This window comes from Providencia zhijiangensis (assembly GCF_030315915.2).
GTDB classification, from domain to species: Bacteria; Pseudomonadota; Gammaproteobacteria; order Enterobacterales; family Enterobacteriaceae; genus Providencia; species Providencia zhijiangensis.
In genome coordinates this window covers 2116659-2138870 of sequence record NZ_CP135990.1, presented here as the reverse complement: position 1 = coordinate 2138870, position 22212 = coordinate 2116659, and the positions used below count along the sequence as shown (strand labels likewise).

The 22212-nt window shown below is 38.0% G+C and carries 24 protein-coding genes; 12 read left to right on the top strand and 12 right to left on the bottom strand.

What is annotated here, in order from left to right; all coding sequences use genetic code 11:
* Nucleotides 1-90: 90 nt before the first annotated feature.
* Nucleotides 91-744: a hypothetical protein gene (locus tag QS795_RS09840; protein WP_286270380.1), complete on the bottom strand. Its 654-nt coding sequence runs from the start codon at nucleotides 742-744 to the stop codon at nucleotides 91-93.
* Nucleotides 745-1289: 545 nt separating this feature from the next.
* On the opposite strand from QS795_RS09840, the gene icd reads away from it, so the two are divergent.
* Together icd and QS795_RS09830 are read left to right on the top strand one after the other, a co-directional pair.
* Nucleotides 1290-2543, top strand: a complete 1254-nt coding sequence (gene icd, locus QS795_RS09835; RefSeq protein WP_154603607.1) for an NADP-dependent isocitrate dehydrogenase — start codon at nucleotides 1290-1292, stop codon at nucleotides 2541-2543.
* Nucleotides 2544-3013: 470 nt separating this feature from the next.
* The gene (locus QS795_RS09830) at nucleotides 3014-3772 is read left to right on the top strand and encodes a YnfC family lipoprotein (protein ID WP_286270378.1); all 759 of its coding nucleotides are present in this window, start codon (nucleotides 3014-3016) and stop codon (nucleotides 3770-3772) included.
* A 95-nt stretch (nucleotides 3773-3867) separates the two neighbouring features.
* On the opposite strand, the gene QS795_RS09825 is transcribed toward QS795_RS09830, so the two are convergent.
* Nucleotides 3868-4248 carry a DUF805 domain-containing protein gene (locus tag QS795_RS09825; protein WP_286270376.1) on the bottom strand — a complete coding sequence of 127 codons (381 nt, stop codon included), beginning with the start codon at nucleotides 4246-4248 and terminating at the stop codon, nucleotides 3868-3870.
* Nucleotides 4249-4635: 387 nt separating this feature from the next.
* Nucleotides 4636-5205 carry a cytochrome b/b6 domain-containing protein gene (locus QS795_RS09820; protein WP_286270375.1) on the bottom strand — a complete coding sequence of 190 codons (570 nt, stop codon included), beginning with the start codon at nucleotides 5203-5205 and terminating at the stop codon, nucleotides 4636-4638.
* A 223-nt stretch (nucleotides 5206-5428) separates the two neighbouring features.
* Between QS795_RS09820 and QS795_RS09815 the strand changes: the two genes are divergently transcribed.
* Nucleotides 5429-5818 (top strand): nuclear transport factor 2 family protein, encoded by a 390-nt coding sequence (locus QS795_RS09815; protein ID WP_286270373.1) that lies wholly within the window; start codon nucleotides 5429-5431, stop codon nucleotides 5816-5818.
* Nucleotides 5819-5900: 82 nt separating this feature from the next.
* Here the strand turns inward: QS795_RS09815 and QS795_RS09810 are convergent, their stop codons facing one another.
* On the bottom strand, nucleotides 5901-6743 hold the full coding sequence (locus tag QS795_RS09810) for an MBL fold metallo-hydrolase (RefSeq protein ID WP_286270371.1): 843 nt from the start codon (nucleotides 6741-6743) through the stop codon (nucleotides 5901-5903).
* Between the two features lie 208 nt (nucleotides 6744-6951).
* On the opposite strand from QS795_RS09810, the gene QS795_RS09805 reads away from it, so the two are divergent.
* Together QS795_RS09805 and QS795_RS09800 are read left to right on the top strand one after the other, a co-directional pair.
* Nucleotides 6952-7290, top strand: a complete 339-nt coding sequence (locus tag QS795_RS09805; RefSeq protein ID WP_318626449.1) for a GlpM family protein — start codon at nucleotides 6952-6954, stop codon at nucleotides 7288-7290.
* A 225-nt stretch (nucleotides 7291-7515) separates the two neighbouring features.
* Nucleotides 7516-7851: a hypothetical protein gene (locus QS795_RS09800; protein ID WP_318626448.1), complete on the top strand. Its 336-nt coding sequence runs from the start codon at nucleotides 7516-7518 to the stop codon at nucleotides 7849-7851.
* A 62-nt stretch (nucleotides 7852-7913) separates the two neighbouring features.
* On the opposite strand, the gene QS795_RS09795 is transcribed toward QS795_RS09800, so the two are convergent.
* Entirely contained in the window at nucleotides 7914-8693 is a 780-nt protein-coding gene (locus QS795_RS09795) for a class I SAM-dependent methyltransferase (RefSeq protein WP_286270367.1), read from the bottom strand.
* 227 nt (nucleotides 8694-8920) lie between these two features.
* On the opposite strand from QS795_RS09795, the gene QS795_RS09790 reads away from it, so the two are divergent.
* On the top strand, nucleotides 8921-9265 hold the full coding sequence (locus tag QS795_RS09790) for a DMT family protein (protein WP_036953148.1): 345 nt from the start codon (nucleotides 8921-8923) through the stop codon (nucleotides 9263-9265).
* Between the two features lie 69 nt (nucleotides 9266-9334).
* Here the strand turns inward: QS795_RS09790 and QS795_RS09785 are convergent, their stop codons facing one another.
* Entirely contained in the window at nucleotides 9335-10486 is a 1152-nt protein-coding gene (locus QS795_RS09785; RefSeq protein WP_286270364.1) for a pyridoxal phosphate-dependent aminotransferase, read from the bottom strand.
* A 277-nt stretch (nucleotides 10487-10763) separates the two neighbouring features.
* On the opposite strand from QS795_RS09785, the gene QS795_RS09780 reads away from it, so the two are divergent.
* Nucleotides 10764-11273, top strand: a complete 510-nt coding sequence (locus QS795_RS09780) for a DUF1543 domain-containing protein (protein ID WP_154603619.1) — start codon at nucleotides 10764-10766, stop codon at nucleotides 11271-11273.
* A 68-nt stretch (nucleotides 11274-11341) separates the two neighbouring features.
* Here QS795_RS09780 and QS795_RS09775 read toward each other — a convergent pair whose 3' ends face one another.
* Entirely contained in the window at nucleotides 11342-11689 is a 348-nt protein-coding gene (locus QS795_RS09775; RefSeq protein ID WP_286270362.1) for a hypothetical protein, read from the bottom strand.
* A gap of 338 nt (nucleotides 11690-12027) precedes the next feature.
* On the opposite strand from QS795_RS09775, the gene QS795_RS09770 reads away from it, so the two are divergent.
* On the top strand, nucleotides 12028-12399 hold the full coding sequence (locus QS795_RS09770) for a hypothetical protein (RefSeq protein ID WP_286270360.1): 372 nt from the start codon (nucleotides 12028-12030) through the stop codon (nucleotides 12397-12399).
* 298 nt (nucleotides 12400-12697) lie between these two features.
* Here QS795_RS09770 and QS795_RS09765 read toward each other — a convergent pair whose 3' ends face one another.
* A complete protein-coding gene (locus QS795_RS09765; RefSeq protein WP_154603622.1) occupies nucleotides 12698-12946 on the bottom strand; it encodes a DinI-like family protein in 249 nt (82 codons plus the stop codon).
* Nucleotides 12947-13608: 662 nt separating this feature from the next.
* On the opposite strand from QS795_RS09765, the gene QS795_RS09760 reads away from it, so the two are divergent.
* The gene (locus tag QS795_RS09760) at nucleotides 13609-15066 is read left to right on the top strand and encodes an alanine/glycine:cation symporter family protein (RefSeq protein ID WP_154627114.1); all 1458 of its coding nucleotides are present in this window, start codon (nucleotides 13609-13611) and stop codon (nucleotides 15064-15066) included.
* A 205-nt stretch (nucleotides 15067-15271) separates the two neighbouring features.
* Nucleotides 15272-16156 (top strand): aromatic amino acid DMT transporter YddG, encoded by an 885-nt coding sequence (gene yddG / locus QS795_RS09755; protein WP_318626447.1) that lies wholly within the window; start codon nucleotides 15272-15274, stop codon nucleotides 16154-16156.
* 87 nt (nucleotides 16157-16243) lie between these two features.
* On the opposite strand, the gene brnQ is transcribed toward yddG, so the two are convergent.
* The 3 genes from brnQ to QS795_RS09740 form a co-directional block, all read right to left on the bottom strand.
* Nucleotides 16244-17575: a branched-chain amino acid transport system II carrier protein gene (gene brnQ / locus QS795_RS09750; RefSeq protein WP_286270354.1), complete on the bottom strand. Its 1332-nt coding sequence runs from the start codon at nucleotides 17573-17575 to the stop codon at nucleotides 16244-16246.
* Between the two features lie 220 nt (nucleotides 17576-17795).
* The gene (yidA, locus tag QS795_RS09745) at nucleotides 17796-18605 is read right to left on the bottom strand and encodes a sugar-phosphatase (protein ID WP_286270353.1); all 810 of its coding nucleotides are present in this window, start codon (nucleotides 18603-18605) and stop codon (nucleotides 17796-17798) included.
* Nucleotides 18606-18770: 165 nt separating this feature from the next.
* Nucleotides 18771-19154 carry a helix-turn-helix domain-containing protein gene (locus QS795_RS09740; protein ID WP_224057804.1) on the bottom strand — a complete coding sequence of 128 codons (384 nt, stop codon included), beginning with the start codon at nucleotides 19152-19154 and terminating at the stop codon, nucleotides 18771-18773.
* 248 nt (nucleotides 19155-19402) lie between these two features.
* Here QS795_RS09740 and mgrB point away from each other — a divergent pair, with 248 nt between their 5' ends.
* On the top strand, nucleotides 19403-19543 hold the full coding sequence (gene mgrB, locus QS795_RS09735) for a PhoP/PhoQ regulatory lipoprotein MgrB (protein WP_071992159.1): 141 nt from the start codon (nucleotides 19403-19405) through the stop codon (nucleotides 19541-19543).
* 186 nt (nucleotides 19544-19729) lie between these two features.
* Nucleotides 19730-21094 carry an amino acid permease gene (locus tag QS795_RS09730; protein ID WP_154637740.1) on the top strand — a complete coding sequence of 455 codons (1365 nt, stop codon included), beginning with the start codon at nucleotides 19730-19732 and terminating at the stop codon, nucleotides 21092-21094.
* Nucleotides 21095-21227: 133 nt separating this feature from the next.
* Here the strand turns inward: QS795_RS09730 and pagP are convergent, their stop codons facing one another.
* Entirely contained in the window at nucleotides 21228-21803 is a 576-nt protein-coding gene (gene pagP / locus QS795_RS09725) for a lipid IV(A) palmitoyltransferase PagP (RefSeq protein WP_154603629.1), read from the bottom strand.
* Nucleotides 21804-22212 lie beyond the last annotated feature (409 nt).

The window sequence follows — 22212 nt, the reverse complement described above, 5'->3', positions numbered from 1 at the left end:
GTAAGGCTGTCTTGGTTGGTTATTTAAGGGAGAGATATGAGGAATCAGCAGGCAGCTCTCCCTTGATTTATGGTGTTATTGATTTATAGCTTATTGATTTATTTCATCGATAAAATGAGAAAAAGCGATAAATATTCGTTCTATCGAATGCACACAAAGAGCGTGTTCTTCATCTGTATAATTAATGGTATCAATTAATTCTGCATCACTGCCCATGGCATGACCGGATTCGTGAGCCAAATGAATCTCACCGCAATATTTCAGTGGTATTGGCGATAATTTAGCGATTTGATTGACGTAAGTGAAGAATGTACGCCCTGTTGCTTCCATACTTTCAATGACAGCTAAGCGAATTTTAGCCGGTTGATTGACAATGGCGCTGATTAATTCATAAACAAGCTTACGGTTAGCTTCCATTTGTGGCGACCATAACCATACCAAGGTATCCGTAATAAGTTGTGGCTCATTCATACGCAATGTGCGGAGATCATCGATATACCAATACCAATGATCGGAATCTTCTAACGCATGATTATTCACCGCAATTTCTAAATCATCTTGAGGATTTTCAAAGGGAAGAATGTATTTATTAATATCCCCAAACGCCAAAATAAAAAAAGCTATTTTAGGTAAAAATGCCAGTGACTCCTTGATGGGTAACGATGGATCAATAGGATTGTGAAAAAAAGGATGCTGTAAGAAGATTTTTTGCTTGAGATTGATTAAGTCCGATAACTTTTCCATATATTCACCTTTTATATTATCTTGAATTAATAATTATATTTTTAATAAATAAAAGTTTATCTTTCTTAATCTATTACGGTGTTTCATTATTTATTTAAATAGAATTCAATCAAATTGGCAATAATTTAAAATTATTTAAAATCAATGCGATTTTGGTTTGTGTGCATTAAAACCATTAAGTACGAATAATTTAATTAAATCTATTAAATCATAAAGATAATATGACAATATATTAATTTCTGTGAGCAGTACGAATGTTTGGGTAGAGTATTTTAGATAAGCTATGGAATAAAGCCGTTCAGTATTTAGGTGGTTATTTAGCTTAGCATTTGACTTTTTAGAGTATTGATGTTTGTTTTAATATTATGATTTAATTGAAGTTGTTTTGATTTCATTGAGTGTTTGGACACGAAGATAATGCGTTAAATGCGATCTGCATAAAAGCTTAGCTTAGTAATCATTGGCGTTCGACGCAGATTGCAGTAGTATTGACAGGTCTCTTACAAAAAATTAACAAGCAAAATACGCAAGTGAAGGAGAGGTTAATGGATAGCAAAGTAGTAGTTCCGGCAGAAGGCGCTAAAATTACCATTGATTCAAAAGGCAAATTACACGTTCCGAACAACCCAATTATCCCTTTCATTGAAGGTGACGGTATTGGGGTTGATGTCACTCCAGCAATGTTAAAAGTTGTCGATGCTGCAGTTAAAAAAGCCTATAACGGTGAGCGTAAAATTTCTTGGATGGAAATTTATACGGGCGAAAAATCCACTCAGTTATATGGCAAAGATGTTTGGTTACCGCAAGAAACCCTCGATTTAATCCGCGATTACCGCGTTTCTATTAAAGGCCCATTAACCACTCCAGTTGGTGGCGGCATTCGTTCCCTCAACGTTGCACTTCGTCAACAGCTTGATTTATACATCTGCCTACGACCAGTACGTTACTACAAAGGGACACCAAGCCCAGTTAAACAGCCTGAACTCACTGATATGGTGATCTTCCGTGAAAACTCAGAAGATATCTATGCAGGTATTGAGTGGAAAGCGGGCAGCGCAGAAGCAGACAAAGTGATCAACTTCCTGCAAAATGAAATGGGCGTGACGAAAATTCGTTTCCCACAAGATTGCGGTATTGGTATCAAGCCATGTTCTGAAGAAGGCACAAAACGTTTAGTTCGCGCGGCAATTGAGTATGCGATCGATAATAACCGTGATTCAGTGACTTTAGTTCATAAAGGCAACATTATGAAATTCACTGAAGGTGCATTTAAAGATTGGGGTTACCAATTAGCACAAGAAGAATTCGGTGGTGAATTAATCGATGGCGGTCCATGGGTTAAAATCAAGAATCCAAAAACTGGCAAAGATATCATTGTTAAAGACGTTATCGCGGATGCATTCTTACAACAAATCCTGCTGCGTCCAGCAGAGTATGATGTTATCGCGTGTATGAACCTAAATGGTGACTATATTTCTGACGCATTAGCTGCACAAGTTGGTGGTATTGGTATTGCACCGGGTGCAAACATCGGTTCTGAATGTGCGCTGTTCGAAGCAACTCATGGGACTGCACCAAAATATGCAGGCCAAGATAAAGTAAACCCAGGCTCTATCATTCTGTCCGCAGAAATGATGCTGCGCCACATGGGTTGGGTTGAAGCGGCAGACTTAATCGTTAAAGGTATGGAAGGCGCAATCGCGGCTAAGACTGTAACTTACGATTTCGAACGTCAATTAGAAGGCGCTAAGCTACTGAAATGTAGCGAATTCGGCGACGCAATCATTAAACACATGTAATTTATTGCATAGTGTGAATAATAACGGGAGCCTAAAAGCTCCCGTTTTATTTTGTCTAAAAAAATTCTTCTGCAAAACCCCTGCAAAACTATTCTGCAAAACCGGCTACAAAATAAGCGCTATTTTATCGCTAAAACCTGTTGAAAGTTATATTAATTCATCCCGTTTCGTTTTGAACCAATAACCGCCTAGTGCGGTTTTTTATTAAATTTAAATAATTAAATAGGTATAAATACGTGTAAATCTTATTACCTAAAGATTATCTGAATGCAACGTGAAGAGATTTAACAAATAAGTGTTTATACGTGTTTGCTGTTTTTTTATAAAAAATGGCGCTGGAAGTTAGTTTGATAAATGTTAATATGACAAGGATTATTTGTAGTAAAATTAATGATGTAAATAAAAATTAGAAAAGAATCGTTATAAAAATTAGAACACAGCAAATTAGCAATTCTGAGGTATAGAATTATATGAATAACAAATGCTTAGCTTCAATTGTTCAATTGGTATTATTTACCGTCTCTTTCCAATCTGCTGCATTTCAAAAAAATGAGTATAACCCGATCGTTTTTAATCTTGCTCAACTCTATGATTTTAATCCAGTTAAAGGCAATATCAAAGAATTGAATACCTTTGTTTATAATGAGGATGAAACCATTAATTATCAATCTGCATTAAAGGTTGGTCGTGATGGTTGTGTTGATAGTTTTACGATGAAACAAAAAAAAGATGAGTATTTAAATAGCATTGATAACTGGCTTTCAATCAAACGAGAAAAAAATAAATTGGTGGGTTCAGATGCGAATGGGCCAGTTGAAATGGAAGTGGCTGCGAATTGCTTGATTATTTCCAGAACTGATAGTAACGGGAAGTTAATATATCAGTACAATAATGATGGGATAATTATAGGCTCAATGAGTGCAGAGCCTAAAGTTCAATACAGCGAAAACACGTATAACAAAAATAACCTTCCTGAGACGATAAAATATTATAAAGATAATATTGTGTTCTCGGAAAGTATCATTAGTTACGGCAAGGACATAACAAAGCCATTTGATCTTCAAATGGAAATTAAGGCACTTGGATTGCCAATCTTAGTTGTCGATTCTAAATGTGATTATGACAAGCAAAATATTGCACACAAATGCAATTTTATACTCACAATCGTATCAAATGGAAAAACAATAAAGTTACCTAAAAGAAGTGTTACGGAAACTGTATTTTACTAGCGGCTAATGGATTGAAGTAAATAGATTAAAGATGCTATGAAGAGAGTTTTAAAAGACGGTTAAATAAGCCCCTTACTTAATAAGGGGCACTATTTTTATGCTTTTGGATCTGTGCCAAAACGGTTATCGCCTTTAGTACCCTCTAAGCACATGAAGACGAGCAATACGATCGCACCAAATGGGATAAATGAGATTAAATACCACCAACCTGATTTTTCAGTATCATGTAAGCGACGGACTGATACAGCAATAGAAGGGATGATAGTGGCTAACGCATAGATCCCTAATAAAATTCCAGCAATCATTCCTAATCCACCCATTTCACCTGTTGTGTAATCAACAGATGAAATGATCAATGCATATAGAACCATAATGATGATCATGTTAATAAGAGTAAACATCCAATACTCTTTACGTCTAGCACGACCTTCGAAATTAGCATAGTTGTTCTTGATGACTTCTAAATACCAATTCATGTTTATTCCTTAACGAAAAATTGAGTGGTGAGTATAGGTAGAACTTAAATTTGTGTAAATCAGCATTATCTGTATATTTCAATATAACAGTAAGATAACTCTCAATAAATTAATTTATCTTCCATGAGATAATCTGTTAAAAACAGGCATACTTGCGAAACTTTACATTAATTCTAGCAGCTTATTTAACTTTGCTAAAAGATTATGCTGATTTTTGTGAATTTGTAAAAATCTTAGTCATATAACGCGTTGTTAAAATATTCAGGATATAAAGTATATAAACTAAGAAGGGGATATCAGCTTTAGTTTTGACACTTATTTCGGATGGAAAGAAAATTACATTGAAGAAACATAGTACGACGGATGCTTCATTCTATTAACTGTAGGTTAATGGGGTGCTTTTTTCCATAGGATAAAATGCAATAATCCCATGAGACCATGCCCCACAATATAAGCTTCGATTAACCCCGTGAGTGTTTTATGGATATTTCTCGCTTCAGGGGCTAATGGTGAGTTTTGCCACCATAAAATAAACCAAGTCACACCAGAAAGGACAACTAGCGCCAATGCACCCAATCCAAGCCCTTGGACGCTTGTTGCTAACCCTTTTGGTGAGCTGTCGGGAAGCTTTAAATTAAATAAGCTTTTGACATCATTTTTTATCTGAGTGAGATCCCCCCATAAATAAGGATAGAAGTATTTAAATCCTCGATTTGAAAGGCAGATAAAAATGAGAATAGTCGCCAAAAATAATAAACAAAACCCCATGATAATGTGTAGCCAAGTAAAATAATACGCAAGCCCACTTGCTGGGATCACGCCACTTTTACTGACAGACATCCAATTGCTGATGATAATTTGGCCAATGACCAATAAAAATATTATGCAATGAGTTAAGCGAACGGCGGGTGTTTGATAAATACCAAAAAACTGCCAAATAGATTTAAACAGCTTCATATTATTCCTTAAAAGAAATCTTTCTCGATTACTCTACGTTGTAGTCTTTCTGCTTATGAACTTCAATAAGTTTGTTTTGATGATAAGAATTAGATGAATAGATTTGCTTAATGTAAATAAGAATTATTTTTATTCTAATAAAAGCAGTATGATTGAAAGTCATGTGAGTTGGCCAAATATAATATTAAGAAATGAAAAAATAATATTATATAGAGGAATAGGCATGAATAAGATGGTATTTGTGGAACAGGCATTGAAAGCGGTTCTTGGTAAACAAATTGGGGATTTGGTAGTAATTAAACAATTTTTTTCATCGGATTATGTGCAAGTAGTTGATGGGAAATTGATTGACTTCACTGAGTTCTGTACGCATATGCAAGTGGTAAAAGAAGCCACCGAGAGCATCACGATAGACATTAAGTCAATTGCAGAAGGTGAAAACTGTGTTCATACACAACATATTGCGAGAGCAATAAAGAAAGAGGGCACAGTGAGTGAATTTGAAGTATTTGCTTGTTTCCATTTGATGAATGGAAAAATTATTCGATGTGAAGAACTGACGAGAATGTTATCAGGCTCAAAACACGATAATGATCTGGGCTCAAGAACATAAATATATTTGTAAAGGCAATCAATATGAAGCCATGTAGCTAATATAAGTGCTACTTCAATTAGCTACATGATTAAGTGTTATTTTATGCAGGGTAGATGAGTTGCATGCCGGCTCCGACCTCTTGAACAGGGGCATGTTTCGCTAAATGAATTTTGGCAGCCAAGTCAGTGCAATGGCATGGGTGGATCTGCAATAAATTCTGTTTTTTTAAATAGTCACTGGTTTGGTTTAACAGCTCATCGGAAGCTTGTTGTAAATGAAACCCGCCAATGACAGTCACAATTTTGTCTATTTTGGTGACTCGCTTAGCATGCTCGACAATATTACAGATCCCTGAGTGTGAGCATCCCGTAATAACAATCAGCCCTTCGGAGGTTTTAATCGCGAGGGCGCTATCATCAAGAACATAATCATCAACGCTGTTGTTATGTTCATCGATAGTTTTACCTACCGGCTCTTTCCCTTCAAATGTGTTATTTCTTGGGATCTCACCTAAGAAAATCACATTCTCAGAAACAGAGTAAGCACCTTTGGTTTCAACAGTATCAAAGTAGGCTGTTAAAACATTTTTTGGGGTATTCGCGCCAATAACTTTTGAGTGATAACTTTTAGGTTGCAAAGCGTCTGGGTGATAAATCAATTTTTTGGATTGCTGGGATTCAACATTTCGGCGGTCTAAATATTGAATAAGGTGATTAATTCCCCATGTGTGATCATTATGACCATGGGATAAAACGAGGTCAGTAATTTGAGCAAGGTCGATATTGAGGATATTGGCATTGTTAATGAAAACGTCGGAATAGCCAGTATCAAATAGGATTTTTTTACCGTCAGCTTCAATGTGGTAGCAAACTGCGGGTTCACCACAGAAATAGCTGTCAATCAGGGTGTTGTTATCAACGAGTACAGAAATTTTTATTGTCATTTTTATCTCTTTAGTTGTTTCATTATACAAAGAGGTTATATCAGAATAATGGCAAAAAATATTCAACCATCGATAAACATATAGGGTGTAAAAAATCACATGTCTAAATATGTGATCGGGAAAGGATTGTTTATGAAAGCTAACTAGTCAATGTGAGTAGTTTAGAGTGATAATCAGTACAATTACTCTTAACCCTATTGAGTTTGCTATGACTTCTTTATTAATAAAATGCCTATTTGGTGCACTTGCTGTTTTAGTTATTGCGATCCTCTCGCGAAGCAAAGTTTATTATATTGCGGGATTGGTTCCTTTGTTTCCCACTTTTGCATTAATTGCCCATGTGATTGTGGTTCAGGAGCAAGGAGCGGAGGCCTTAAGAAAAACAGCATTATTTGGTTTATGGTCATTAATCCCTTATGCAATGTATTTAATCACTGTTTATGTCTTTGCAACCAAATTAACACCGTGGATTTGTTTAAGTTTAGCAACATTGATTTGGATAGTCACTGCAGCTGTTTTAGTGTATTTCTGGCAGCTTACCCAGTGAAATTTATCAATTTAACGCCTTCGTGGCGTAAACCAAATAAAAAATGCGATTTTTAGCATTTAAATTCATATACAACATTTCTGTGTTAGATTTGCACTCGAATTATTTTTTAGACGATTTATAATAATACTTAGTGTGTTCTAATTCGCCATTCTATAGAGAAAAATGTTACTAAGAGTCCTTGTATTATTATTAGTTGCTGGCTGTTCCTACATAGCAGGTGTGATGACAGAAGTTTCTTCAGATACTGAGATAGACGCGGAGAGTAAAGTCAAAAGCGCCGTTGAAGACTTTCTGGTATATCCATCAGCCGCAACATACAAAAATGTGAAATATCATGTCCTGAATCAGAATGAAGAGGGCGATGAGACTGGCTACTATTGTGGTGAAGTTTTTGGGTTTGAAGATGGTTTACCTTACGGATATAAACGATTCATTGTTCGTTTACATAAAAACAAAGATGGTAAAACAGTGGTATCTATTCCACTGGTTGAAAAAGTTGATGACATTGTCCCCGTTGAACAATTTGACCCGATCTGGGAACGTTATTGCAATCGATAGTCATAAATCATAATAATTAAAAGGCAGACTAGTCTTTGTATTATCAACTCTGCCTTATGATCTTATGGTTTTATTGCCAGTGTCGCTAGGAATGTCGGTAAGAAATTATCGATAACAAAACGAGGATTCGGCTGCCAATCTTCTTGAAAACCTGCAATGTTAAAGCCCGCCTGTATTTGCCCACCAATTAAGTCAGTCAGTGAATGACCAAAAACAAATGCTTCTTGCTTCGCTTGTTTTAACGCCATTTGTTCTTGAGATAAATGATCTAATTCTGAAAATGGCATAGTATATCGAGGTCGAATAATGGTATTTTCAGCAGAACTTTTTTCTCTATCATCAATAAATACGACAGGGTTAAAAAAACTTGAGAGCAATCGACCTTGCGGTTTAAGTACCCGAAAGCATTCTTGCCATACAGGATTAACATCAGGAATATATAAGTTTGAAATTGGGTGAAAAATAATATCAAATGAATTGTCTTCAAACATAGGGAGATGACGCATATCTCCTTGAATTGTCGTCAATGTTAAATTATCCCGCTTAGCCACCATGCTGTCCTGCTCTAACTGTTTTTCTGACAAATCAAATACTGTCACGATGGCACCCGCAGCGGCCAGGACAGGCGCTTGCTGTCCACCGGCAGAAGCTAAACAGAGAATTTTTTTCCCTTTTACGTTACCAAGCCAAGCTTTATTTAATGGGGTTGGCGTTAGATGAATTTCCCAATTACCTCTTTTTGCTTCTTCAATTGTTTGGCAGTCAACCGGAGTAGACCAAGGTTGTTGAGATGCAGCTTGTTTATCCCATGCCTTTTGATTTGCAATGATAAAATCCGTCATAAAGTGTACCTCTAAATACATTAATTGAGTTCATTGTAGTCGCGGTGAGATTAAAGTAAATAATAAAATGTACCAGTAAGTACGATTTATTTTCCTGCTGGGAAAAAATGCAAGATATTTAGTTGGTTATACGTGAGAGTAATAATGAACAAGAATGGGAAGATGGTTGAATTTAGGGGGAGTTATTCGCATAATATATGCATATTTGAACTTGCCATTGGCTTATCATGCTAGCAAAATTTTATCCTGTCATCTTATTGGTTATTTCCAATGTATTTATGATGTTCGCTTGGTATGGGCATCTAAAATTTACGAATAAGCCATTATATATTGTCATATTCTTTAGTTGGTTAATTGCATTTGTAGAATACTGTTTCGCGGTACCTGCAAATCGCTTAGGGCATCAATATTACAGCGCTGCTGAATTGAAAACGATGCAGGAAGTGATTACGTTATGCGTATTTGCTGGGTTCTCTGTGCTTTATCTAGGTGAGAGCTTTACAATAAACCATATTATTGGCTTTATTCTTATTTTTGCAGGCGCATTTTTTATTTTTAAAGGGCCTTTTTAGTTACCAGCATCTTCTACTTTATAGAGAATGGTAGGGTAGAAGATGCTTGGTAAAGAAGGGGATTTTTACTTACACCCAACCTTTTTGACGAAATTCTTTAAGTACCGCAACGAACTGTTCCATTTCTTGTGGGGTACCTAAGGTTAAACGGTTCCAGCCCATAACAGGTGGAAACTCTCTGCCAACCATAATATTGGCCTCTTTCATGCGCTGTTTATAGGTTTTCACATCGCCTTTTACTTTGTGGAAAATAAAGTTAGCTTGTGATGGCGCATATTCTAAGCCTAATTCATTGAGCGCAGTTTCAACGATTTTACGCGAAAGATTGTTAGATTTAAGGCTATATTCTAAGAATTTCTTATCTTTCAATGAAGCAATGGCAGCGACTGCACCCGCAGTATTGGTGTTATCAATCGAGATAAACTCATCGACTGCTTCAATGATTTCTGGGGTAGCAATACCGTATCCCACTCGCAAGCCTGCTAATGCGTAAATCTTCGAGAAAGTCCGTGTCACGATCAGGTTTTTTTGTCCTGCTTTGACTAATTCGATTGCGCTCACAAATTGTGGCTCTTCAACAAACTCGGCGTAGGCTTCATCAACAATAAAAAACTGTTTGTCTGAAACTTTTTTCATCCAGCTATCGAGCGGAGTATGTGGCGTTATCATTGCCGTTGGGTTATTTGGATTACAGATATAGATAATGGATAAACCGTCGAAATCATTGGCGATTTGCTCCATTTTTTTCAGGTCAAAACTCAAATCTGATTTTAATGGAACTTTAGTAATTTCTACACCGAGTGGTAGCGCATAGAGTTCAGCATAGTTAAATGTAGGATCTGGGGTGACAAGCTGAATTTTTATGCCTTCTTTTCTTGCCTTATTTGCGAGCATGGCGACAGCCGCCTGAATGGTTTCTGACGAACCATTTCCGAGGGTCACATTCTTGCTGTCTAGGCTATGCAGTGTACCAATATTGCCGATAAGCTCGGAGCGTGCATCATCAGGATAACGGAATGAACCTGGTAAGGCTTCGATGACCGCTTTTTGTGCATTAGGTGACATTCCCAATGAGTTCTCATTGAAATTGAGTAATAACGGATGTTGAGCATTCGGTTTGACGAGGGCTTTAGTATTTGCACTTGCTTGATTTAAAACTGAATTTAGTGCTAAGCCACCAGCAACAAGTGAGGTTGATTTTAGAAATGAACGACGATCCATAATGAGTCCCTGAAATATATTTATTTTGTGTGATTAGATTACTAGAAATAATTCAGTTGTAAATAAATATATAGTTAAAGTGATTTTTTATTCATTTTGTTATGTTTGTAAGGAGTGGTTTTAGATGGGGTTAATTTTTAAATTTATATAATTATTTGATTTTAAATAGTAATTTAGTTTAATTGTTATTTTTTGCAATAATGTTAATTATTGCACGTTGAATTGATATGGTTATGTATTAAAATATACAGCGATAACTAATCACAGAGAGATAATAATGAAGCTATTTATGTTTTATGTTGGTGGTAATGCCGGAAAATCCAATATTGAAGTACATGATGTGCAGTTTGCCGCAGTCAACACGCCAGAAGAAGCTTGGCCATTATTGCGAGATGCTTGGTTTGGGGATAAAGATAAAATCCATGTGGATGGGTATGCAGATATCAATTGGGCAGATGGATTCGACATCAGTTTGAGCAAAGAACCATCAGACAGTGAATACAAACTCTATTTTATCAATGTAGGCGGATATATTTCATCTACACTTGCAGAGCTGCATGAGTTTGATCTGTTTGTGGCAAAAAATGCCCAAGAAGCTAAACAAAAAGCAATTAGCCAACTTTTAGTTAATAGCCAGCAACAGCATAAAGATAATTTAAAAGATGTCGATGATTGTTTATTGCTACAAAAAATTGGTGAATATTATATTCATCTAAATAAAAATAAGAATGGAAATAAATATCAAGCATTATGGCAAGGATATTTACCAATAGGTATAAATAGCTAATTTTTAGTTAATACGTAATAGCCAGCATTATTAAAGATATTACTGGCTATTATTATACAGAGTAAAATTTATTGGACTTCCTGTGTGGCTAAGCTTGGTGAGATTTCAACCACTGCCACTTTCACCATGTATTTTTTGTTATTCTCACCTTTTGGCACTTCCGCTGTAATTTTCTTTAACGCCTCTTCTGGTTGAGTGGTTTGTACAGCTGTAGAGTATTGTATCATGCCTTGATGGCGCCCCATGTATTGCCCACGGTAGTTACCATCGCATGGTCTATCATACTGAGCTTGGTTAGATCCATTACACCAACTTCCATTGCCATTTCGGTGATAACCATTACCATGATAAGCAAATGTAGAGAAACTCACCGCTAATAAACTACCGATTAAAATAAGTGATTTTAAACTTTTCATTTTGATTCTCCTCTTTATTTATTATCAGTTTGTCATTGTGGTTTTTTATTTCAATCTGATTTACATAAATACAGGAGAGTTTCATATTTCAAACACAGTCATTCATTATTTCTTCACACTGATAAATATTTGTTAAATAAATTATGGTCGTATTATAAAGGATGAAAGTCAATATTATATAAATCATAAAGTTTTAAATGTAAAATAAATTCATTTTTATTTTGTCAATTAGATGGAGCTTTTTGTGCGGCATGAATATCGAGATACTTATTATTGACAGGGTAAAGGTGTTAACATAATCGATAAGCCCATAAGTGTAGTATGAGAAGGATTTGAGATTGAAACGTATAAAAAGCAAGCTACTGATAGTGATTTTATTGGCGTTAGGCGTATTTGCTTATCAGTTTTATACAACAATCGGTGATAGTGATGTCACCAAGCAAGCTGAAAAGCTTATCGAGAACAAGTTAAGTTCAGGAAGCCCTTTGACTTTTGATGATGTCAAAATTGTTCTGAAAAGCGAATTCAAAGAAGGTGAAAGTTACCGAGTCTGTGGTTTTTATCAAACCCGTGAGCAAAGTGAGAAATTACCGTTTGTTGCTAGCGTCAGTGTACAAGGTGGAAAATTCTCTGAGCATCATCAATTGATCACCAGTGATACACCGGAACTACGCACTGCCATTGTGTCATTGTGTGAAAAATCGCAGTAGTTTTCTCTACGAGATTGACGGCATATCAGAGTTCTCAATTCAGGCGTTCGCCTAAATTTTTCCCATAAAAAAAGCCAGTAATAGATACTGGCTGCTATAAATTAGCAAAAGCAATGTAAATGAAAATTCGTTATATACATTATCATATAGCGCTTAAAAGAAAAGGACTTTTATACAAAGTTGATTAACATCATCATTAACTATGATCTTGATCAGGGTTTGAAATAGGGAGAAGGGTGAGAGCGATGAGTTCCAGCCTAGCGGTTATCGCGAGAGGCTGGAAAATAGGGCTAGAGTATTATGCTTTTAACCAGTGACCATGACGGAAAACATCTTCAACCAGTTCATGAAGAACGATATGCGCTTCTTTATCATCATGGAAGCCTTTGGTATTGAAGGTGGTTGCACCACTGTCATGTGTAATGAAAAGGTTACTACCTGGGTATACTTCTAAAACTCTGGCGTGCAATTCAGCAGTGAACGCGTCATAGGATTTTTCAGAGAGCGTTGAGACTAAATCGTCAGAAACTTTGATGTGGATTTCCATATATTACCCTTTGATGTAGAAAGCAAATTAGCGATAAGTGTATTGGTATCATAAAACATTAGCAATAATCTTATTATGATGATTGCAAAATGATTATTTTGATCTGAAATAGGTCTAATCGGTAGATTTAAAATAAGTAAATATAATTCAGTAAAGACGTATCAAACTATATTTAATATTTATCTTGAATGGTTATTCAAAAGAGTAATAATTAAAAGCCATCAATTAGTTCTTCAATTTAAAAAGTACGGAAATATTATTTTAATTAAATACGCTTTCAGTTAATTAAATTTAATGCTTTTTTACTTATAACTGTAAATTCTGGTTAAAAATTGGCATGTTTTTAATCAATTGATTGAGATTGTTCTTAAAGTAGCCAATGAAGCCGTATCATTTTGTTTTAACAGTTATTTAATTTCATTTTTTTATTCTGGCTTGCATGATTGTTCGCTGTCTTAAGTATTAAATAGGCTGATAGCCAGAAAAAAATTTACAGAGAAAGTAAAAAAAATATAATTCATGGGTCTTGTTTAATAACATTGATTATTCATGATGAACCATCATGGTTTATATTTTTATGTTTTTAATTACTTAAATAATATGGAGCTAAATAACTCACCAACTAATACCTCTATTAGTGGATATAATAAAAGGAGCATAATTTGATAGAATTTATAAACTCAATCAGCAATCTTATTTGGGGCTCGTTATTAATTTATTTATTACTGGGAGCCGGTTTATATTTTACAATACGATCTAAATTTATTCAGTTCAGGCATTTTGGTCACATGTTCGGAGTACTGAAAAATAGCACTCAATCGGACAGTTCAGGTATTTCTTCATTCCAAGCATTATGTACCAGCCTAGCGGCTCGAGTCGGTACTGGAAATCTAACGGGTGTTGCTATCGCGATTACGGCAGGTGGCCCCGGCGCTATATTCTGGATGTGGGTCGTTGCATTACTAGGAATGGCAACGTCATTTGTTGAATGCACATTAGCGCAGCTTTATAAAACCAAAGATGACCAAGGTAACTATCGCGGCGGGCCTTCTTATTATATGGAGAAAGGCTTAAAACAACGCTGGATGGGTGTACTGTTCTCTATCTTTTTAATCATTGCATTTGGTTTGGTTTTTAATGCAGTTCAAGCGAACTCCATTGCACAAGCAACTGCTGTGGCATTTGATTTTAACCCACTCTATGTTGGAATCGCCTTAGTGATCCTCAGTGGCACCATTATTTTTGGTGGATTAAGATCAATTGCTAAAGTTGCCGAATTTGTTGTGCCAATCATGGCTGTTGCTTATTTAGTGTTGGCTTTCTGGGTAGTTGGTCAAAATATTGAGCGTTTACCTGATGTCTTTATGCTGATTTTCCGTAGCGCCTTTGGTTTACAGGAAGCCGCAGGCGGCGCCATTGGTTATGGTATCGCTCAAGCGATGACGCAAGGCATTCAGCGCGGATTATTCTCGAATGAAGCCGGAATGGGTTCTGCACCAAATGCCGCGGCGTCTGCGTCACCTTATCCACCGCATCCAGCTTCCCAAGGCTACGTGCAAATGTTGGGTGTATTCATGGATACCATTGTGATCTGTAGCGCTACAGCCATTATTATTTTGGCTTCTGGCGTGTTAGATGGTCCAGTGGGTAAAATCAATGGTATTGAGCTGACTCAGCTAGCTTTATCTTCTGCGGTGGGCAGTTGGGGGAGTATCTTCGTTGCGATTGCAATTTTCTTCTTTGCCTTTACATCAATCATTGCCAACTATGCTTATGCAGAAAGCAATATGATTTTCTTGGAAAATAACCATACAGCCGGGCTGTTTATTTTCCGCTTAGCAACATTGGGGATGGTGATGTTCGGGGCACTCGGTGAAATGCCACTGATTTGGAAGCTTGCAGATGTTTCGATGGGCTTAATGGCAATTACCAACTTGATTGCCATCCTCTTGTTGTCCGGTGTGGCATTCAAACTCGCGAAAGATTACAACCAGCAGTTAGGTGCTGGAAAAATTCCAACATTTGATATTAATGAACATCCAGAGCTGAAAAAACAGCTCAATGAAGGAATTTGGGAAAAAGAGTCAGTTGAGCAGTGGGTTAAGAACGAAGCCCATTAGTTTTGCAGCCGCTGATCGCTGTTGGCTGCAATTGACCACAGTTGAAAGAAAATAGAAGGCGCTTAGATTTGTTTCTAGGCGCCTTTTTTATTCTTCATTCTCTGGTCAATAAATATAAAAAACTTGCTTTATTGCCTTTAGAGCGTAAGGTTTTGGAGGAAAATAATAACCAAGATAAATATGAAATAAGGTGTTGATCAGGAAGATGAAACTCGGACGATATGCAGCAACATTTTACGGGGTCGTATCCATTTTATTGTGGAGCACGATGGTAGGCCTTGTTCGCAGTACGAGCGAAAACTTTGGCCCTATTGGTGGTGCGGCACTGATCTATTCCATAGGCAGCCTGGTTTTGGTTGTTGTAATGGGATTACCGAAAATTCATCTTTTCCCTAGACGTTATTTGTTCTGGGGGGCATTTCTATTTGTTAGCTATGAAATCTGCTTTATTTTAGCCGTAGGGCTTGCCAATAACCGCCAGCAGGCCATTGAGCTTGGTATGGTAAATTACTTGTGGCCGAGCTTCACAATTGCGTTAGCGGTTTTGTTTAACCGACAGCGTTTTAGCCTATTACTGATTATCGGGCTTATTTTAGCGTTTGCGGGTTTATTGTGGGTTATCTCCGGTGATCAACCTTTGTCCCTGAATGCGATCCTTTCAAATATTCAAAGCAACCCGCTTAGCTACGCTTTAGCCTTTGTTGGTGCACTGCTGTGGGCTTTTTATAGCAATATTACGAAACGAATGTCGAATGGCTGCAATGGTATGGTGCTGTTTTTTATCATGACATCGGTCGGATTGTGGATCTTATTTATCTTCTCGACGCCAGCGCCATTTAATATCAATGTGAATAGTGTCAGTTTGTTATTTGTCACCGCCATTGCAACCGGTGGGGCAAATGCGCTTTGGACTGTGGCAATCATCAAAGGCAATGTGGCTTTTCTTGGGACATTGTCCTATTTCACTCCAGTGATCTCTACGGCATTCTCTTCAATGTTATTGAGCACCGCATTAACGCTGGGTTTCTGGCAAGGTGTCTTGATGGTAACCATAGGGTCAATCACTTGTTTTATTGCCACAAGGCGCTGAGTTAAATTTTGGGGGGAGCGTGCTCATGCTAAAAAAGAAAAGCCGAATGTCAGCGATATGCCAACATTCGGCTTTTTAATATCAAGATTAAGCTAAGTTTTGCTCAGCGACAGGCTCGTTTTTCGCGATCAATTTGCCGATAAACATCGAGATAATAAACGCGATAATTCCAGGGATTAACCAACCCATACCTTGCTCAAACAGTGGTAAGTAGGTGATCAGGTTTGCTTTTACCGTCTCATTAAGCAGTTTCATATTATTGAGCGTATCAAACAAACTCATCAGAACCACGACAGCAATGGTGATCCCATAAGTGACTCGAGGAGCAGCCATAAACTTACGCGCAAATTGCAGGAATACGATAGTGACGGATGAAGGGTAAATCATCAGCAGCGCTGGAATGGTGACACGCAATAAAGTGTCGAGACCAAACGTGGAAACGACGGTGGTCAGCATTGTGAAGAAAACCACCCAGAAGCGATAACCTAAACGGTGATGGAAAGTCGCAAAGTAATCCGCACAGGCGCTGGTCACACCCACTAACGTGGTCATGCTTGCCAGTAATACAATTCCGCACATGATCCACGTACCGACTGAACCAAACAGGACATCGACGTATCGAGAGAAGATTTGTCCGCCGTTGGTGGCTGTATTCGCCACTTGTTCACTGGTCGCCCCTAAATAGAACAGGCAAATATACAGTGCGGCGAGTAAGCTTACTGAAATTAATCCTGCTTTAATCGTGATGGTCGCGACTTGGCGAGGTTCAGTGATCTGTTTCGATGCTAATGCGCGCGCCACAATCCCACCAAACGCCATCGCAGACAGTACATCCATAGTTTGATAGCCATCAATCACGCCGCCAAAGAAGGCAAACTCAGCATACTGTTTAACAGGCGGATTCATGTCAGAAAGCGGGTTAATGACCACGGCAATTCCCACAACCACTAACAAAATAAGTAACGCTGGAGTCATAAATTTACCAATCGCGCTGATCATGGTGCCTTGCTTCAACATGAAGAACATCGAGGTAAAGTTAAAAATGAGTGCGAAAGTGAGATGCGAGAGTGTACTTTTTTCAACAAAGCCTAATGGTAAGAAGCCCATTTCAAACGCGGTATTCGTTACCCTTGGCATCGCAAATGTGGAGCCGACGATTAAGTAGAGTGCAACCCAAAAAATGACGGCAACCCATTTGGGTAAATCAACAGACAGCTTTTCACCACGCCCTTTTACTGCAACCGTTACCAAGGTTAGGAAAGGTAACAGAACACCGGTGATCAGAAAGCCTAATGAGGTATCAAACCAGTCTGTCCCTGATTGATAGCCAGCCATCGGTGGAAAGATGATATTTCCCGCGCCTAGAAATAAGGCGAATACCATCATCCCCAGAATTAACATATCTTTAGTCGAAAACATTTTACTACCTGTTAGTGATGTGGGTTTTATTGTACTTATAGATGAATGACAATTTTTTAAAAGAGGCAGATAGTATCAAATTTGGAAGGGTAAGTAAGGTAAAGGATAAAATAACTCTAAGAGAAGCACAGGAGATGGATATGCCAGAATGGGGATGTCTAGGCATATCCCGTTAAATTGTATTTTGGTCTAGAGACTTGAGCTCTAAATTAGCTGACCACTAGATAATAAATTTGTTTATTGCGACAGCAACGCCATCACAATCGTTGGTGTCGGTGACAAATTTTACTATTTCACGAATATGTGGTGCAGCATTTCCCATTGCAACCGAAACACTCGAATACTGTAGCATGGCAACATCATTATTTTGGTCACCGATGCTCATGACTTTGTCTGGCGTGAGGGATAATTTTTCACATAACACTTTCAGCGCAGAGCCTTTGCTTGCATCCTTATTCGAAACTTCGAGGAAATAAGGGCTGGTTTTGATTAGCGAATAGTTTTCAAAGGTATTTTCAGGAATATAGCTAATACCCACATCCAGTTTCTCAGGATGGTCAATAATCATGATTTTGGTAAAACTGAGCGAGCTATCCATTTCGTTAACGGGGCAATAAACCAGAGGTGTATTGGTGAAATAGGCATCATGAATGGTATAGCGGCTAATATGGCGATTAGCGGTGAACATGGTGTTATCCGCAAGGGCGTGCATATGGACCCCCACGTTGTTAGCCAGATCAGCAAAATATTGATAATCTTCAAAATCTAACAGATTTTCATACAGGTGGCTGCCATCATTGGCTTGATGGATCACGCTGCCATTGTTACTGATGCAGTAGTTGCTGGCAGTATCTAATCCAAGTTCTTGAAGGTAAGGTAAAATGCCAGAATAGGGGCGACCTGAGGCAAGGACAATTCGCACACCTTGTTTGTGCGCGCGGGTAATGGCTTCTTTCACTGCGGGAGAAATTTGGTGCTGCGAATTGAGTAACGTGCCATCTAAATCAATGGCGACCAGTTTGATTGACATCAATGCCTCCTAAAATAGAACTTTTACACGTACCTTACTCTGATTATCGAGAATGTAAATTATCTAAGAGGGCAACGAATAAGTTGCTCAGTAAAAAGGATGAGAATGCCCATGTTTTATCGCATTAAAACTGAAAAAATGCAGGTTAATGCGCGTAAAACAAATTCACTCATCATCCGGGGTTAGGTGTAATGGCTCTTTTACATCCAAATGAATTTGGTCATTTTGACGGAAATCAAACGGTGTAATGCCATATTCTTTGCGGAACATATAGGTAAAGTGAGATTGCGAGCCGAAGCCAAAATCTAACGCAATATCAAAAATGCTTTGGCTGCTATTTCTTAATAAATTTACGGCGCCAGCCAGTCGACGTTGACGGATATATTTTCCTAAGGAGATCCCTGTGACTTCCTTAAAGATTTTTTGCATATGCCAAAGGGAATACCCAGAATAGGCAGCGAGTTCTTCCAAGTGGATGACTCGACCTAAATGCTCTTCAATCCATTTACTTAGAGCATTAACAAGTGCTACGTGGTTATCTTGTGCCATCTCAAATTCATTCTTATTTTACGGTAACTGAAGTATACACAACTTCATTTCACCATGACAAAGGTTGGTTGTGCGGTATTACTGATTTATGTATAAAAATCACACAACAATAGCCAGTTATTTATCAAGAGCTGCAAAAATAAACAATTGTTTTCCTAAAAACGATGAATAGCCCATTTTACGCAACTAAAGACGGTAATATCGATTAATATTGCCAGATGATGTGACTATTAAGAACCCCATTATCTATGCGAAATATGCTATTAATCATCAGCATTGTAATTATTTGTGCTTTTTTATACCTCTTAGCGATGAATAATCTCTGCGATCAGGGTGGGGATGACTTTCAACTCGGCGTTTGCCGCGTGACGGGTTTGTTACCATTTTGAGTTTGCATTTTGCAACGTCTTACTGGATATTAGTTTGTCATTATTTGGAAACATTAGAAGACAGGCAGAAAGCCAGCTTTACAGTGGTGTAATTGCGAGTGGAGTTCATGCAAAAATTCAAATAAACTTGCGTGATTATCACAACTGTGGACGATAACAAAAAGCTAGAGGACGAAGGGTAAAGATATGGCGCAACAGACGTTAAAGCGCGGATTGAAAAACAGGCATATTCAGTTAATTGCCTTGGGGGGCGCTGTCGGTACAGGGCTATTTTTAGGGATAGCAACCACTATCCAAATGGCAGGTCCGTCGGTATTACTCGGGTATGCATTGTGTGGATTTATCGCTTTTCTGATCATGCGTCAGTTAGGTGAAATGATTGTTCAAGAGCCTGTTGCAGGGTCATTTAGCCATTTCGCATTCAAATATTGGGGCGGTTTTGCCGGATTCCTCTCGGGTTGGAACTACTGGGTGATGTTTATCCTCGTGGGGATGACTGAACTGACTGCGGCGGGTAAATATATGCAGCATTGGTGGCCTGAGTTACCTATTTGGGTTTCGGCGCTGGTGTTTTTTATTGCAGTTAATGCGATTAACCTGATTAACGTTCGCTCCTACGGGGAAACAGAGTTTTGGTTTGCGCTGATCAAAGTTGTTGCGGTTATCGCGATGATTTTATTTGGCTGTTACTTGCTGTTTAGTGGCCATGGCGGCCCTCAAGCCAAAGTGAGTAACTTGTGGGAATACGGCGGCTTCTTTGCCAAAGGCTATAACGGGCTATTGGTTGCGCTGGCGATTATTATGTTCTCATTTGGTGGACTGGAGTTAGTCGGGATCACCGCAGCAGAAGCGGAAGATCCAGATAAAAGCATTCCAAAAGCCATCAACCAAGTAGTTTACCGTATCTTAATATTCTATATCGGCTCATTGGCGGTATTACTGGCGCTGTATCCATGGGTACAACTGGATGGTAAAACTAGCCCATTCGTACTGATTTTCCATGAGTTGGGTGACTTGCTTGTTGCCAACGCATTGAACGTGGTGATTTTGATTGCTGCGCTGTCGGTTTATAACAGTGGTGCTTACTGTACTAGCCGCATGCTGTATGGTTTAGCACAACAAGGTAACGCACCGCGCTTTATGGCAAAAGTGAATAAAGGCGGCGTGCCTGTAATGGCGCTAATTATTTCAGGTATCGCGACTTCTGGCGGGATCTTGATTAACTTTGTGATGGAAGGCAAGGCGTTTGAATTACTGATGTCCTTAGTGGTAACAACGCTGGTGCTAAACTGGATTATGATTTGTGTTTCTAACTTGAAGTTTAGAGCCGCGATGAATAAACAGGGCATTGAAACGAAGTTTAAGAGTATTTGGTATCCGTTTGGTAACTATCTATGTTTAGCGTTCTTGTCGCTGATCTTGATTATTATTCTGACAATGGATGGGTTACGCGTTTCTGTACTGATTATGCCTCTCTGGGTCGCGGTTCTGTGGGTTGGTTATCAATTCTCAGGTGCCAAAAAACAAGGTGTAGAGAGCAAGGCTGCATAAGTAAAAAGTCTTGATAAATAAAAAACAAAAAACCGGTAAGATGCTTAATCTACCGGTTTTTTTATGCGCTTATTTTCTGTTAAATCAGTTCTGCTAAATCAGTTTCTAGCGAGATGAGCGTAAGCTCAAGCGCTTACCACTGCCAACGTAACCAAGCAAACAGGACGTTACCGTTATTGTATGTTCCTGGAATATAGGTCGCTTGAACAGAAAGCTTATCATATTCAATAGAAACTAAAGGCAGGGGCGCAGGGAGTGGAATATAGCTATATTCTTCACGCGCGGTGATACCTAATGTGAAACCTGCTCCCATACGGAAGCCATCAAGGTCACCTGGGATCCACATTTTTTGGAAACCATAACCTACGATTGGCTCGACTTTATTATGGGAATCCATAAATGCCATCGCGTAGAGCGCATGCCAGTCATTATCTTCATCATAACGATATTTACCGATACCAAAGCCCCATGGCTCTTCATTATAGGTATCTGTTTTTTCTTTATCGTACATAAGACGGTTATGCCATGTGAAGAACGGGATATACAGCTCATATTTGTCAGAATCCCAAGTGGTACTGACATTATTGGTGAATTTATCCCATAAACCGACTGACTGCTCTTCAGCCAACGCAGGTGATGACATGCAGATTGAAGCGCTCAGAATTGCCGATGCGCCTACAACCAACTGTATGTTTTTATTAACTCTCATTGTGGATCCAATCTAGTGTTATCTGATAGATGAGTCATGATAGACATTGACAATGATGACATCATTATCGCAATTGTAATAATTGTAGTGTGAATTATTTTAATAAAGATAAGCTAAATAGGACAGCAATAAATGGTTAAATTAGGATAATGACTTATTGGGATCGTAATTTGCTGTAAGAAATCAATTCGATATTCATAGCAAAAATAGATATTTCAATGAATATTCATCATGCAACATGATGATTTTCAAATACAAATTAAACTCGTTGTTTTTGATGAAAATCAATCGCATTTAATTATTGAGGTCAATGGATAATCTGCTAGTAATTAGCATTGTGTATGAGACAATTCATTTAAGGACGTTATTTAATTAACTTAATGATTTTTATTAAGTTAAAAAGATGCAA